This window comes from Bacillus cereus group sp. BfR-BA-01330 (assembly GCF_022663885.1).
In the GTDB taxonomy this organism is placed as follows: domain Bacteria; phylum Bacillota; class Bacilli; order Bacillales; family Bacillaceae_G; genus Bacillus_A; species Bacillus_A cereus.
The window spans coordinates 342,856-356,506 of sequence record NZ_JAKUGK010000007.1 but is presented as its reverse complement, the minus strand read 5'-3'; the positions used below and the strand labels follow the sequence as shown (position 1 = coordinate 356,506).

Here is a 13,651-nt window from a genome sequence, read left to right as displayed (position 1 = left end):
TATGAAGGGAGGGAAATGTAGTGAAACGCAAACAATCATTAGAAGAAATTTACTCAGAGCATATGCAAGATTTATTTCGCTATCTTCTCTCCCTAACCGGAGATTCCCACTATGCGGAAGATCTCATGCAAGAAACATTTTACCGAATGCTCGTCCATATTGACTATTATAAAGGAGAAGAAATTAGGCCGTGGTTATTTACAATTGCCTACAATGCCTTTATGGATTGGCATCGTAAAGAAAAGAAATATAAAACAACAGAAGTTGCAGAATTCTATTTACCAAATGTGCCAAGTACAGAACATGAATATTTCGTAAAACATGAGATTGCTAGTTGGTTAGACAGTTTATCTTCTCTTCCGCTCGAAAGACGAAATGCCCTGCTACTACGAGATTACTATGGATTCTCCTATAAGGAAATAGCAGAAATGACTGGTCTCTCATTAGCGAAAGTGAAAATTGAATTACACAGGGGACGAAAAGAAATGAAAAGCATAAAGGAGTGATACGGATGGGTTGTACAGAATTTAAAAAACTATGGAAGAAGTATGAAAATGGAACGCTCACGCATGATGAACAAGAACTGTTAGAAAGTCATATTGAGTCATGTGAAGAGTGTGAAGCTTACTTAGATGAGCTGTTAACAAAAACAGAACCAATTAAGAAAAAGTTACCTCCAAAAAATCTTAAAATTCCTTTTTGGAGAATTAAGTGGAAACATCGTTTACAAACGTTTGGTTTTATATTATCAATTTGCATCGTTATCTATATAATCGGCGGGGTATTATCAGCCTTTTATTTTCAAGCTAATAATGATAAAAGGCTAGAAGAAATTAGAGAGGTTCCTTCGCTTACACTTGAAGCAACGATCCCAAATAGCCGTGTTATGGGAGGCGGAACAAGTGTAGAAGCTTTTTTCCGTACGAATAGCCAATTTGATTTAGTACGAACCGTCGGTAAAAAAGAAATGCCCCTCGGTACAATAGAAACAAAAAGCTTCTTATCATCTGTAGATGTTACGAAGCGAACTTGGATGAATCCGTTCTATCAACCAAAACTCTTCTTTGTTCATCCAAAAACAGAGCAGGGTGATTATTTAAAGGATTCATCAAAAAAAGTATGGGATACACTTGCAAAAGTACATGATGGAACCGTTGCAGAAGTAGCAATTTCTTTTGATAAAGCTTACACTTTAAAAGAATTAGAACCGCTTTTATATAGCACATTCGAGGCACAAGAACTCCCTCCAACTCCTTTATAGTACGCTTTAGATACAGGACAAGAAAGAAAAAATGTAGATGACTATATCCTACATGGCGGAGAAGCTATAGGGTTTCCAGAACATGTAAGATTCCTCGATAATGAAACTGACGGGCAGAAAACGCAAGAAGACAAAGTAACCGAAATGATGCGCGTCCTTTCTATCCATAAAAAAACGGTAAGCAAAATAGCAGCGCTTTCTGAGAAAGAACTAAACTTAGATAAACGTTATGAATATGTAAAAGAGAATGGCGTAAAAGTATACGGCATTGTCATTACTGGCCCGTCGAAAGAGTTATTAAAATTACAAAACTCCCCGCACGTACGTTATGCGACTCTTGGAGATATTGAGATTTGGAATTGGTTTGATCATTAATAAAAAAGAAGTAGCGCTCTAAAAACGATGCGCTACTTCTTTTTTAATTCGAAATCACTTTCACATACATCCCTCTCACCGCTTTTTCATAAGCAATATCACTCATCTGTCTTATGTTTTCTGACACAACAGATGCTGGAATAACTTCACCTTCACGAAGTAACGGAGGATCAATAAGACGGACTTTATTTTTCTGATACAAATCGTAATCGTCTCTATCTTCTTTTACTTTTACATTGGGATGAACTTTTCTTAATAAAGCATGGACTTCTGAATCATTACATTGCTGCAATTTCGAAATAAGCTCAGCATCTTCAAGAAGGAAATCATCTGCATGAATAACCTTTTTATGAAGAGCTAACTTTAACGTTTTCACTAACATATCATTTCCGTAAATATTCATTGGTTTCATAAAGAAATCGATTACTTCTTTGTAATACGTTTCTGTAAACCACTCTGCCATTTCGATACTTTGAAGGACCATTTTCCCCTCTACTGCGATAATATCCTCTAAAAATCTATGAACCTCTTCTAAAGAAATATATCCGTATGTATACATATCTCGTAACGTATAATCCACTCGATCTGCACATAATTCGGGCGCTGACCTTTCCAGTAATGTCCACTTCGAATCATCTAATAAAATATCTTCATAGTTATAACCATGCTTCGCAAGGATCGCTGGAATTTCTGAGTTTTTCACAACAGAACTAAATATCTCTTCATGATAACTTTCATCTTCATTATCAAAAACGTAATCAATCACGTGGGAAAAGGCAGTATGCGATACGTCATGCAGTAAACTAGCGATCTGTTCTTCTACTGAACCACCTAGTTTTTTAACTAATAACATAACACCAACTGAATGATCAAAGCGCGTTACATTCCATTTCTCGTTCACTAAGTAACTTGCGCCATTTTGATGAATTCCCTTTAGTCTTTGCATAGACTTACTTGAAATTAATTCTTCTACTACTTGATCCACTTCAAATTCTCCGTATAGTACATCTGATATGATCACTTACAATCCCCCTTTATTTTAATCGAGTCTTATAATCGTATCTCTTTTATGAAATTAGCACCAACATAAATATTTATTTTTATTTGTTTTTATTAAAAAAAATAGAGAGCCATCAACTCTCTATTTCATAACCCCTATTCAAACGTAACTTCTACCTGCACAATCTCCGACCTACTACCAAGTCTAAGCGGGGGTCCCCAAAATCCAAATCCAGAAGAAACAATTGCGTGGAACGCACCTTTTTGTGCGTATCCCCAGTCTAGCTCGTACATTCTTCTCGTTACAATATGATTGGGCGCCATTTGTCCGCGGTGCGTATGACCGGATAATAATAAATCTACACCTGCCGCTGCTGCTTGTTTCAACTCAAATGGCTGGTGATCCATTGCGATAACAGGCATCGATTTATCTACCGTACTCATTAATTGTTCAAAGCTTTGACGATCTCGCTCTGTTTTATCTCTTCTTCCAACGAGATAAAAGTCATCTTCAATTGTAATTACTTCATCTAAAAGAATACGAATATCAATCTTATCCATCTCTTGTAAAAACTCTGGAACCGCTCTGCCGTAGTATTCATGGTTTCCTAATACGCCATATACGCCTAATGGTGCTTTCATTTGTTTCATGATTGGTCCCATATTCTTTTGAATGAACACACCTGGATGATCATCGATAATATCACCTGGCAGTAAAATAATATCAGGTTCCATCTCATTTACATGACGAACAAGTCTTTTTAAATGCGAAACGCCAGACAGTTTACCGAAATGCATATCAGAAGCCATCGCAATGCGTAAACTTTTACGCCCCTCTACCTTTTTCGGTATGTGCACCTCGTACTTTCTTACTACCGGACTATACGCATTAAATACTCCATACGCAAAGATAAAGATAAATGCAGCTATCACAGCCGCCCCTGTCCAAATAATTGCCGCTTCTTTCTCTACTGAAAACTGTAAAAGAAAGACCATAATATTAGCTAATGGCAACAACATAAGCGCGTATTGTATGACCGCGAACCAAATTGAACCGATCGTTCGTAGAAATGGCAAAAACTTAAACACTTGCACGAGAATGTACGCATATGAAATAAATGCGACTATAAAAGCATAATATCCCCAAGATTCCCAGCCAAATACCGCATGAAGCCAAACCCATCCGTTCCAGCCGATGTAAAACATAAGTAGTGTGTATATAATTAATATGGTAAATATATTGAGATAACGAAGATTCTTCACAGCCAGCCTCCTTATTGATTTCTTTTATTATAACTTGTTATGCACTTATAACGTAAATATTAAGCGCTTCAATCTTCAGAATAAGAACATTGATAAACATATTGTCTTAAAATTTTTAAGAACGGCTGTAATGGACATTTTCGAGTCTTAAGTGTTGGATGAAATTCTATTATCTTTATCCTTCAAAACTCATCTATGCAATTATGCATAACCATCCATTCCGTTTTATTTTCATGTTACGATATAAATGTAATACGACATATATCGACAAAGATAAAAGGAAGTGATTGTATGAAACGTTCTAAAACATACTTAAAATGTTTAGCATTATCCGCTGTTTTTGCTAGTAGCGCTGTAACTCTTTCAACACCTGCTGCTTACGCTCAAACGACGTCACAAGTTGTAACAGATATCGGGCAAAATGCAAAAACACATACGAGCTATAATACATTTAATAATGATCAAGCTGATAATATGACAATGTCTTTAAAGGTAACTTTTATCGATGACCCGAGCGCTGATAAACAGATTGCCGTTATTAATACAACTGGTAGTTTTCTAAAAGCAAATCCTACTATAAGTGATGCACCTATTGATAACTACCCAATCCCTGGCGCTAGTGCAACATTACGTTATCCTTCACAATATGATGTTGCATTTAACCTTCAAGATAACAGCGCTCGTTTCTTTAACGTAGCGCCTACAAATGCTGTAGAAGAAACGACTGTAACATCTAGCGTATCTTATCAACTTGGTGGCTCTGTTAAAGCTTCTGTAACGCCTAATGGCCCTAGCGGTGAAGCTGGTGCAACTGGTCAAGTCACTTGGTCTGACTCTGTAAGCTATAAACAAACTAGTTATAAAACAAATTTAATTGACCAAACAAACAAAAACGTAAAGTGGAACGTATTCTTTAACGGATATAACAATCAAAACTGGGGTATTTACACACGGGACTCCTATCATTCTTTATATGGAAACCAACTTTTCATGTACTCTCGCACATACCTATATGAATCTGATGCAAAAGGTAATTTAATACCGATGGATCAACTTCCAGCATTAACAAATAGCGGTTTCTCTCCTGGTATGATTGCTGTTGTTATCTCTGAAAAAAATACAGATCAATCTAACTTACAAGTCGCTTATACAAAACACGCCGACGATTACCAACTTCGTCCAGGCTACACATTCGGAACTGCAAACTGGGTTGGAAACAACGTAAAAGACGTTGATCAAAAAACATTTAATAAATTGTTCACACTAGATTGGAAGAATAAGAAATTAGTAGAGAAAAAATAAAGTTAAAAAAAACGAAGGGACTATTTAGACTCTTCGTTTTTTACTTATTCATAATAAGATCCCGCGAGTAATATCGTCGCTATGAAATTCTATGATATATTTTTAGGCATCTCTTCACCTTTATTTTGAAAAGCATCCATTAAAATATCAATGCTTTCATCACTTATAATCAATTTATCCCCTTTTATTTCCTCTTTATAAAAAGACATATTTTCTCTCCTTTACTCTCTTATACATATCCCTTGAAGACTCTCTTTTTCTTTCTATCACACTAAACCACGCACCACTTCTTCTAATAATAAATTCAACCATTCATCCAATTTGTTTCAAAACACTCTAATACATTCAGCCTTCTTTCCATAGTACTATCTCGACATTATACTCATTCTTTAGAAAAGAAAAAGCACTTCTCATTGCTTCATCTACTACAATAAGGCTAGAATAAATTAATCCTCTTTGAGCATCGTCATATCCAATGAAATGTAATACTTCTTTTGTATATAACATGAAATCTTCTAATTCTAATTGCACACCAAAGTCCCAATTTTCATGTGCATACCATACAATAATCTTCTTAGACAATAAACTAGTTAATTCACGTTCAAATTCTTTTATTTCATTGATAACTTGTTCAGCATTTAATTCACTCATAACTTTGATAGGATTCGGTGTTTCATCAATTAAAAAGTTTACTAATGAAGCAATTTTCTTCCCGCTAATAATCTCAAATTCTTTTATAGACGGACATAACATTAAAAACTTTTCTCTAGTAGCCTTTTCCTCTACCTTTTCTCTTAACATTGCAATTTTCTTTAGACGTTCATTCACATTTATCACCTCATACATTCAGTAAATTAACATAATAAAGCGTATCATCCGTTTGAAAATACATAACCGATCCGCGGCTATAATAATTAACAAATTGAATCGGCTCTCCAAAATGTTCATAGTATTTTTTCTGAATGTCACTTAATTTATTTTTTCGAAAAAAATTCATTTATGCTCTACAACCCTCTTTCTACTATACAACCTTGTTATTAAAGATAGATTTCTTCTTTCCAACTACTGGATTTAGATTGAACTACTATTAGATTTTCACTTTCCCATTTTAATGTACCCAAAAATCTTGCATACACCATTTCATTCCCTACCTCTTCTACCAATAGTTGATCTCGAATCTTTAATCCCTTTTCATCATACACTTCACATCGTAGCTGGAAACCTTTAACACGATGAATTCCTTTTAATATCGCTATCTTCTTACGGCTTGGGCTTTTCTTAGGTGTCTTCCCAACTAAAAATATTCCTTCATAGTTTTGCTTCACAATTTCATCTAAAGATTCCTCTATATACCCTTTAACAACAGATGATGAAAGAGTAGAGTTTTCTTCAAGTCCAAGGACAACATATTGGCGTACTAATTTGCAAAACTCTTTATATTTCTCTTCAACTGAATTTAATGCTAAAAAGTCTATAAAATCATATGGAACATATATACGAATTTCACCCAAAGCTCTATTCACTTCATATGAAATATCAGTGTTTTCGTTAGCTAAACAAAAGACAGTTACTTTTTCAATCTCTCTTAATCCCATCTCAAACTCGCTAACTTTCTTTGAGAAAATTAGCTCAAAAATTCTAATTTCATGTACAAGCAAGTAATGTTTTTTAGGACGTTTTTTTTTCCAATCGTAAAACTTTACTTCAAGCAATATAATTCACTCCTTTAAATTTATCACCATGCATCGGGGACCTATGATACCTTTTATTAATTTATTAAACTGTACTCCTTTTTCATTCTACCTTATCTACATTTTTAATATCCTCTACTCACAATGCACGCGGTGACATAACAGCCATAAATATATCACTTCTCTCACCTGGTGCCATATACATTCCTTCTGCATCTAAATATTCAATGGAAAAGGCTGCTAGCTCATACGCCATTTCTTGATCGCATTCAAAAAGTGGATTTATAAAAACCTCACTTCCTGTAATCTTTTGTAAACCTTTCAAACAGTTAGACTTACTTCTTGCATAATCAGCCGCATTCTCATTAGACCAGGACCACATCCAACTGTTACTCTTTTCAGACCAAGAACCTATAAAAACAACACTAAATTCAAGTAATACTTGATCATTTTTTTTAAACTGTAATATACATCGATCTTGATCATACCAATACTCATCAAAGTTATAGATATTATAATCCGAAATGAATTTTTGCTGTTTACTTTCTAATTTGTCATAACACATAACAAGATAATTCTCGAATTGTTCATCCGTCATTGCCAATTATCACACGCTCCCTTCATTCAAGATTTCCGCTACAAACAATATATCTTATATCTTACTCTCTCAAAACCTATATAAAGTGAAACTTTAATTAGTCCTTACCAATCGGGCTTTTACCGGTAGCCCCCCGCCCACATATCATATACCTTTCTACCACTAAGATATCTTAATATATACAAAGAAAGAAGAACTTATATAAGCCCTTCTTTCCATAAATAGTTTCTTTACTACATCTAATTTATTTTATCACGATAATTAAATTCACTATTACACAAATGCACCCCAACCATCTGTATATCCACTAAACTCTTCACCGAGTTTATTCAATTCCTTTTGCATCTCTACGATATCCTCATAAATTAAGAACATTTCTTTAGAACAAGTACATGTCCAATCTTCAAATTCTTCATTATAATCTAATTCACAATTTAAGCCCAATGCTTGTAATCTAACAAGTACTTTTTCCCCATTGTCTTGATCAGGAATTGCAATAAAGAAATCTACTATATGTTTTTTATTAAAATCTATCCCTTGCTTGTATAACATATTTAATACTTGTCCATCTTCATCTTTTGGGAATTTCATTATAATCCCCTCCTATATACCATTAAAACTCTTATTTTTATGCGAATAATGCCTCTTATCCATAAAGCTACCAAATTCTATCCCTTTACAGACACTAAAATCATCATCTACAACATTACTTTCTGCAAAAGAGAACTACTTTAATCTACACAATGTTTCTATAAAACTTATTGTAATTACATCCCCACAACTAAAAATATTTAGGACCTCTAAATATTAAATAGCAGAAAAATCTTCAATACTATATTAGCACTCAAATCTACTATAATCCTCAAAATGAGTAACTAAATTTGTCTATCCTAGTTCCATATTAAAAAGAAAGTTTTCAAATAACTCCAATTGAAATTTATCCCGCTTCTTTAAATACTTTTTCTTTTTCTCAATGATTCGCTCTAACATCTCTTCTTTATTTAATAACAAGGCTAATCCAATAGCATTTTGTGCTCGCGTCCCATCAAATATTGTCCCTATTAATCCAGCCTCATCATCATCTCTTACACATAAATCAAATACATTTTCCGTATATACATACTTATAAATATATGGAATGAAATACTGTTTAACCTCTTTTAATATATCTATGGTAACAGGCAAAATATCGGTTTCCTTTTTCTCTTTACTTGTTAAACCTTCATCCCATTGATTTTTCATATTTTCTAATTCGTCAAACCGAATTCCCACATCCACCGTCACATCAAAATCTTCTGGGTGATTGATAAAGGCTAAATGTATACCGATTTTTCCTTTATCAAATTTTTTCACCAGGTCTTGTTGTGTAATCCTAATCTTATAACCGTCTTCTTTTAACTCTTCACCTAGACCTTGCAGTAGCTTTAATTTTAATTCTTTTTTGTTCATATAATTCCTTCCGTTCTCTATTTTGATTTATCCCACGAGGATTAGATACATGTCCTATCCTATATATAAAGAAAAAAGAGCCTATATTCGCTCTTCCTTCATACAAACATTTAATAAATGCATCTTTCTAACCACTAACTTTTCTGATGATATATTAATAGCCTCTAAAAGCAAACTGAATATACATGTATGTACCAACACCATAAATAACAAAAGCAACTATAGTGATTAGCCAATTTTCACGAGTTTTTTGTACATACTTCGAGCATGCCCAAAAAAGAAGTAAAATAATTAATTGAATTGCAGTCACTTTTGAGACAGCAATTATAGTAGTTTCTGTAACAAATACTACCCATGTCCCGAACAACATCCGAATACAAAAAATAATCGCCCCAATACGTGTTTCAGTATATTGTTTATTTATATTTATAAAAAATATATCTTGCAACATAACAGTTAATGTTAATACAACTACTAAAGCCAAGATAGAAATGAATTCTAAAAATTCTATAAGCACTTTTAGTCTCCCTTTTGACATCATTTTATTATAATTTTCATTAAAGATTCTTACTATCATGTAACTAGGTCTACAAATACCCTCTCATTATCTATACAGTTTTCGCATACATAATATGAAAATAACAGCTAAGACCATAAATAATAAGTGCAATCATTGTAATATACCACTTTCCTCTGTACTTCTTTACACACTGCATAAGCCCCCAAAGGAAAAGTAATATAATTGATTGAATCACTAAAATATTTAGCGTCCCTAACAGAGTAGCTGTCATAGGGTAAATGATCCATATACTCACCAATGAACGTATAGCCATGACCGTAGCAAAGATTCTCCTATAATGAGACAGTCTTATACTACCTATGCAGTACTCTTGTAAAAATACGATAGATGCTACTAGCATATTTAAAACCAAAATTAATAAATATTCAAAAAACTCTACCAACTCTAAATTCTCCTTCATAAATTTATTTGCGATTTCCTATCGCATCAAAAGTTAACAATTCACTCCGAAATTTTACAAGCTACTTTTTCAAAAATACTAGCTAATATTCCAATAATCATCAAAGAGATTATTATTCATACATTCATTTTATTACTCAAGGACGACCTATTTAAAAATCCAATTTTTTAACAGACTTGAAATAGTCTTGAAATTTATCATCGATGTCCTCATCTTTACTTAAAAAAAGCGTTACATACGAATCCCAACAAACAATTTCAAGTTTTGCTTGAGGGTGCTGAATATTTGGACTTGGTACCCAGAGCCCTTCGTTTCCATTTGCATAGGGCTCTACAAGCAAATTATTAATATCAATGTTTATAGACTTATCAAACGCAGATAGTACGCCCCAAATAAATTGAGGATTATATTTCTTTACGAGATTTGAAAGATCTTCACCTGCTATCCAAACTATTGGATACGACATTTTAGGATAATCTCGGATAAGTTTCTCTTCCTGATGTGCGACAATCTCCATGTCTGTTATAAGCCAATTAAACTCTTTTTCCCTACCTTCAAATGAGTCAAAAACGGAAGCCAAAACTGTATGTTTAGATCCATGTAAAATGAAGTTCATCCAATCCCTCCAATTAGTAACAATCGATAAGTTAGCCTTCTTGAACTTATTATGTGTAGATAATTAAACAAATACCAATGAATACTGTTACTATACACAATATAATAGTTGTTGCAGTATCTAGCAAAATGCTTACGGCTAGGAAAATTATTGATTTAAGGGCAAAAGAAGGTCCTTTTTCTTTCCATTGCCGATAGATTTGTATCATTGCATAAATTAATGGAATCATACCACCTATAATCAGAATAATCCCTATTATTTTCTCCATGTTTCCTCTCCTTTTAAAGATTCGAATCAATAAATATACTATATAATCATACGCCCTCAGAATATATCCTTATATTTTTGGAGTTATTCTACACATGCAAAACTCTCTAATCATAGCTACGCTCGTATTAAGCGCATTGTTAAAAATTATATAATCTTTCATTCTGTAATTAACGGAACTTTCCATCTGCTAAAAACGTTGCCATATAGCTTAACATTTTCTAAGGTATTAAATTTCCTAAGATATCAATTAGCTCTTCTAATGCTCTTCCCAAATCGTTTATATTGTCTCGTTCATCAAAACCTTTTTCCATTAATTCATCTACTATAATATCTCTCAATTTATTTATTTTTTCAGTTTCTATCATACTTAAGTCTTCATAAACATTTAACCATAGTAAATGTTTATTTTGTGATTCTAATGTCTGTTTCAATAAAATCTGCATCTCTTTATTTAATTTAAACAACCTTATCTTCTCCTTTCCCAGTTTATTTTGAACCCTTAGCAAAAGTTGTAATTACTTTACCTTTTTTATTTAAAACTACTACAGCCTGTTTACTAGTAGATTTAGTTCTACCGCCACTTTGTATAACTTTTTCGCCAGTTTTAACAGCATTTAAAATGGCCTTAGATGATACTCCTACACCATTACGACTAATTGCCTATACCATTTCTTTTCTTTCATAAACTCACCTCGCTGAAATATTTTTTAACACAATAATGTTACATATCCAAATCTAAATAAAATAAAGAGTAAAGTAAATACAGTTTAAAAATAAATACATCTATCATAAAAAAGAAAAGACGATTTCTTTTCTCATTAATGCTTGTAGTATCCCAATCCATTTAACGATTGATAAAATAAGACAAGGGCTTTTTTGGAATCATCGGTTAAACTTGCAATTTAGTTGAAGAAGGAACGTAACTGATGATGCGGAAAAACGTAGTATATAGAAGACTATGTAAGGAGTTTGTCATATGATTGATAACAGAATTTCGAAAGATTATGATCATGAAATAGATGATTCTTTAAAAGAAATTACAGATACAACCATCTTACTTAATTTTCAAAAAGCGATTGTAAGTTTATACCCTCATCTAATACCAATTCATGCTTTTGCCTATGACGCATGGGATGATATTGTAATGCCATTGTTTTATGAAATGGTATATAAAACTTTTGCTTTTAAATACGGGATAGATATTAACTTTAAAGAAACTCATACCTATATGTTTTCGCTTAATAGTTATAAAGGAATACATCACATCGAGTGTGTTCCAAAGTGCACGACATTTAAGATTTATATTAACGAAGAATGGATTGAAATGGATAATAAAAGTTTGAAAGAAAATGTATTTGTATTTAAGTCATTTGGGGATGGATTGCATTTTCTAACTGGTGAAATTGAAATTGAAGATGCTTATCGTGTAGGATTTGACCTTGTTGAGGTTGATATTGTTTCTACCATAACAGGTCTTCCATCTAAAACAAGTATTTTTATTGATAAAGAGCGTGTAGACTTTGTGTTTGTCGCAGAAACATATGATACAAATATCCAAAATTAAAAATTTTATGTAAGAAAGTAAGAGGAATCTCTTCATTACTACTCGTACCAAATAGTTGTGTGAACACGCTCCGCTATTATATATGCAAACTTCCGACTACATTTCATATGAGAAAAGTTATTACGATAAACAAAGAAAAGGTCTCCTAAAATATCTTTTAGGAGACCTTTTCTTATTAATAGATTTTGTAATTTAAGAGTGAACACTCTTAAATTACAAAATCCTCCGGAATAAACACTTTCACTTCTTTCGGCTGTACGTATACGAAATCACCCGCTTGAATGTTCAGCTGCTTGAACTGTTCTTTCGTAATTTCTGCTTCTAAATATTCATCTGTTCCGTCTCGTTTTAATTCTACATATACGATATTTCCGACTGCGTGAGAATAAGATACTTTTGCCGGGATTGCATCTATGCTCTGTTTCGTACGAGAGATTGATAAGTCATGCGGCCTTACGTAGGCTATTCCGTCTACGTTGGAAACGTGCTTATGCTCTGGTGCTTCTAGTTCGACCGATCCTACATTTAGCTTTCCTTTATGAACGCGGCCGTGAAATAAATTTACATTTCCTAAAAAATCGTAAACGAACGGGCTTGCTGGGTTTTCATATACTTCTTCCGGTGTTCCCATTTGTTCAATGCGACCTTCATTCATTACAACGATACGGTCTGCAACGTCTAACGCTTCTTCTTGATCATGCGTTACGAATACGCTCGTAATTTGAAATTCGTCATGTAATTTTCGGAGCCATCTTCGTAATTCTTTTCTCACCTTTGCATCGAGTGCACCGAACGGTTCATCAAGTAATAAAATTTTCGGTTCGACTGCAAGTGCCCGGGCTAGTGCAATACGTTGACGTTGTCCACCAGATAATTGCGCTGGATAACGTTTAGCAAAGCCATCCATTTTTACGAGCTTTAATAATTCTGTTACCTTTTCTTCTATCGCTTCTGCTGACGGTCTTAAGCTTTTCTTTCTTACTTTTAAACCGAAAGCGACATTCTCAAATACATTCATATGTTTAAAGAGCGCATAGTGCTGAAAGACGAAACCGACTTGCCTGTTTTTCACGTGAATGTCTGTTAGATCTTCCCCATCAAATGAAACAGAGCCTCCATCCGCTTCTTCTAATCCTGCAATAATGCGTAATAACGTCGTTTTCCCAGAACCTGACGGGCCTAATAAGGCAACAAGTTCACCTTTTGGAATATCCAAATGAATGTCTGTTAGTGCTTGAAATGTACCATATTGCTTTGATACACCTTGAATTTGAATACTCACC

At 33.5% G+C, this 13,651-nt stretch carries 17 protein-coding genes and 2 pseudogenes; 5 read left to right on the top strand and 14 right to left on the bottom strand.

Features of this window, described 5'->3' with window-relative positions:
- Window positions 1-20 precede the first annotated feature (20 nt).
- On the top strand, window positions 21-506 hold the full coding sequence (locus MR112_RS21450) for an RNA polymerase sigma factor (RefSeq protein ID WP_226369027.1): 486 nt from the start codon (window positions 21-23) through the stop codon (window positions 504-506).
- 5 nt (window positions 507-511) lie between these two features.
- Window positions 512-1,636 (top strand): annotated as a pseudogene (locus MR112_RS21445) (anti-sigma factor).
- A 43-nt stretch (window positions 1,637-1,679) separates the two neighbouring features.
- Here the strand turns inward: MR112_RS21445 and MR112_RS21440 are convergent.
- Both MR112_RS21440 and MR112_RS21435 read right to left on the bottom strand, forming a co-directional pair.
- Window positions 1,680-2,657 (bottom strand): HD domain-containing protein, encoded by a 978-nt coding sequence (locus MR112_RS21440; protein WP_000587075.1) that lies wholly within the window; start codon window positions 2,655-2,657, stop codon window positions 1,680-1,682.
- 134 nt (window positions 2,658-2,791) lie between these two features.
- A complete protein-coding gene (locus tag MR112_RS21435; protein ID WP_000793735.1) occupies window positions 2,792-3,898 on the bottom strand; it encodes a metallophosphoesterase in 1,107 nt (368 codons plus the stop codon).
- Window positions 3,899-3,932: 34 nt separating this feature from the next.
- Here MR112_RS21435 and MR112_RS28945 point away from each other — a divergent pair.
- Together MR112_RS28945 and cytK2 are read left to right on the top strand one after the other, a co-directional pair.
- Window positions 3,933-4,046 (top strand): annotated as a pseudogene (locus MR112_RS28945) (TetR family transcriptional regulator); the annotation flags it as partial.
- 143 nt (window positions 4,047-4,189) lie between these two features.
- On the top strand, window positions 4,190-5,200 hold the full coding sequence (cytK2, locus tag MR112_RS21425; protein ID WP_000830629.1) for a beta-channel forming cytolysin CytK2: 1,011 nt from the start codon (window positions 4,190-4,192) through the stop codon (window positions 5,198-5,200).
- Between the two features lie 345 nt (window positions 5,201-5,545).
- Here cytK2 and MR112_RS21420 read toward each other — a convergent pair whose 3' ends face one another.
- The 11 genes from MR112_RS21420 to MR112_RS21370 form a co-directional block, all read right to left on the bottom strand.
- On the bottom strand, window positions 5,546-6,028 hold the full coding sequence (locus MR112_RS21420; RefSeq protein WP_001005735.1) for a hypothetical protein: 483 nt from the start codon (window positions 6,026-6,028) through the stop codon (window positions 5,546-5,548).
- Window positions 6,029-6,038: 10 nt separating this feature from the next.
- Window positions 6,039-6,197 (bottom strand): hypothetical protein, encoded by a 159-nt coding sequence (locus MR112_RS21415; RefSeq protein ID WP_162871155.1) that lies wholly within the window; start codon window positions 6,195-6,197, stop codon window positions 6,039-6,041.
- Between the two features lie 40 nt (window positions 6,198-6,237).
- Entirely contained in the window at window positions 6,238-6,912 is a 675-nt protein-coding gene (locus tag MR112_RS21410) for a hypothetical protein (RefSeq protein ID WP_226369023.1), read from the bottom strand.
- A 118-nt stretch (window positions 6,913-7,030) separates the two neighbouring features.
- Window positions 7,031-7,495 (bottom strand): DUF6882 domain-containing protein, encoded by a 465-nt coding sequence (locus MR112_RS21405; protein ID WP_017674274.1) that lies wholly within the window; start codon window positions 7,493-7,495, stop codon window positions 7,031-7,033.
- 267 nt (window positions 7,496-7,762) lie between these two features.
- Window positions 7,763-8,080, bottom strand: coding sequence for a ribonuclease E inhibitor RraB (locus MR112_RS21400; RefSeq protein WP_061456909.1), 318 nt, complete (start codon window positions 8,078-8,080; stop codon window positions 7,763-7,765).
- A gap of 294 nt (window positions 8,081-8,374) precedes the next feature.
- Complete coding sequence (locus MR112_RS21395) at window positions 8,375-8,938, bottom strand: hypothetical protein (RefSeq protein WP_242245282.1); 564 nt, start codon at window positions 8,936-8,938, stop codon at window positions 8,375-8,377.
- Window positions 8,939-9,092: 154 nt separating this feature from the next.
- A complete protein-coding gene (locus MR112_RS21390; protein WP_000904359.1) occupies window positions 9,093-9,455 on the bottom strand; it encodes a hypothetical protein in 363 nt (120 codons plus the stop codon).
- A 91-nt stretch (window positions 9,456-9,546) separates the two neighbouring features.
- Window positions 9,547-9,900 (bottom strand): hypothetical protein, encoded by a 354-nt coding sequence (locus MR112_RS21385; RefSeq protein WP_000229075.1) that lies wholly within the window; start codon window positions 9,898-9,900, stop codon window positions 9,547-9,549.
- A gap of 169 nt (window positions 9,901-10,069) precedes the next feature.
- Window positions 10,070-10,534 carry a hypothetical protein gene (locus MR112_RS21380; protein ID WP_242245281.1) on the bottom strand — a complete coding sequence of 155 codons (465 nt, stop codon included), beginning with the start codon at window positions 10,532-10,534 and terminating at the stop codon, window positions 10,070-10,072.
- Window positions 10,535-10,583: 49 nt separating this feature from the next.
- Window positions 10,584-10,802, bottom strand: a complete 219-nt coding sequence (locus tag MR112_RS21375; protein ID WP_000411162.1) for a hypothetical protein — start codon at window positions 10,800-10,802, stop codon at window positions 10,584-10,586.
- A 220-nt stretch (window positions 10,803-11,022) separates the two neighbouring features.
- Window positions 11,023-11,268: a hypothetical protein gene (locus MR112_RS21370; protein ID WP_000475564.1), complete on the bottom strand. Its 246-nt coding sequence runs from the start codon at window positions 11,266-11,268 to the stop codon at window positions 11,023-11,025.
- Between the two features lie 512 nt (window positions 11,269-11,780).
- On the opposite strand from MR112_RS21370, the gene MR112_RS21365 reads away from it, so the two are divergent.
- On the top strand, window positions 11,781-12,368 hold the full coding sequence (locus tag MR112_RS21365; RefSeq protein WP_242245280.1) for a hypothetical protein: 588 nt from the start codon (window positions 11,781-11,783) through the stop codon (window positions 12,366-12,368).
- Between the two features lie 208 nt (window positions 12,369-12,576).
- Here MR112_RS21365 and MR112_RS21360 read toward each other — a convergent pair whose 3' ends face one another.
- Window positions 12,577-13,650 carry a sulfate/molybdate ABC transporter ATP-binding protein gene (locus MR112_RS21360; RefSeq protein ID WP_000027105.1) on the bottom strand — a complete coding sequence of 358 codons (1,074 nt, stop codon included), beginning with the start codon at window positions 13,648-13,650 and terminating at the stop codon, window positions 12,577-12,579.
- Window position 13,651 lies beyond the last annotated feature (1 nt).

Coding starts and splice junctions, on each gene's coding strand:
- cytK2 (WP_000830629.1), top strand. CDS start 4,190: ATGAAACGTTCTAAAACATACTTAAAATGTTTAGCATTATCCGCTGTT.
- MR112_RS21415 (WP_162871155.1), bottom strand. CDS start 6,197: ATGAATTTTTTTCGAAAAAATAAATTAAGTGACATTCAGAAAAAATAC.
- MR112_RS21400 (WP_061456909.1), bottom strand. CDS start 8,080: ATGAAATTCCCAAAAGATGAAGATGGACAAGTATTAAATATGTTATAC.
- MR112_RS21395 (WP_242245282.1), bottom strand. CDS start 8,938: ATGAACAAAAAAGAATTAAAATTAAAGCTACTGCAAGGTCTAGGTGAA.
- MR112_RS21380 (WP_242245281.1), bottom strand. CDS start 10,534: ATGAACTTCATTTTACATGGATCTAAACATACAGTTTTGGCTTCCGTT.
- MR112_RS21375 (WP_000411162.1), bottom strand. CDS start 10,802: ATGGAGAAAATAATAGGGATTATTCTGATTATAGGTGGTATGATTCCA.
- MR112_RS21365 (WP_242245280.1), top strand. CDS start 11,781: ATGATTGATAACAGAATTTCGAAAGATTATGATCATGAAATAGATGAT.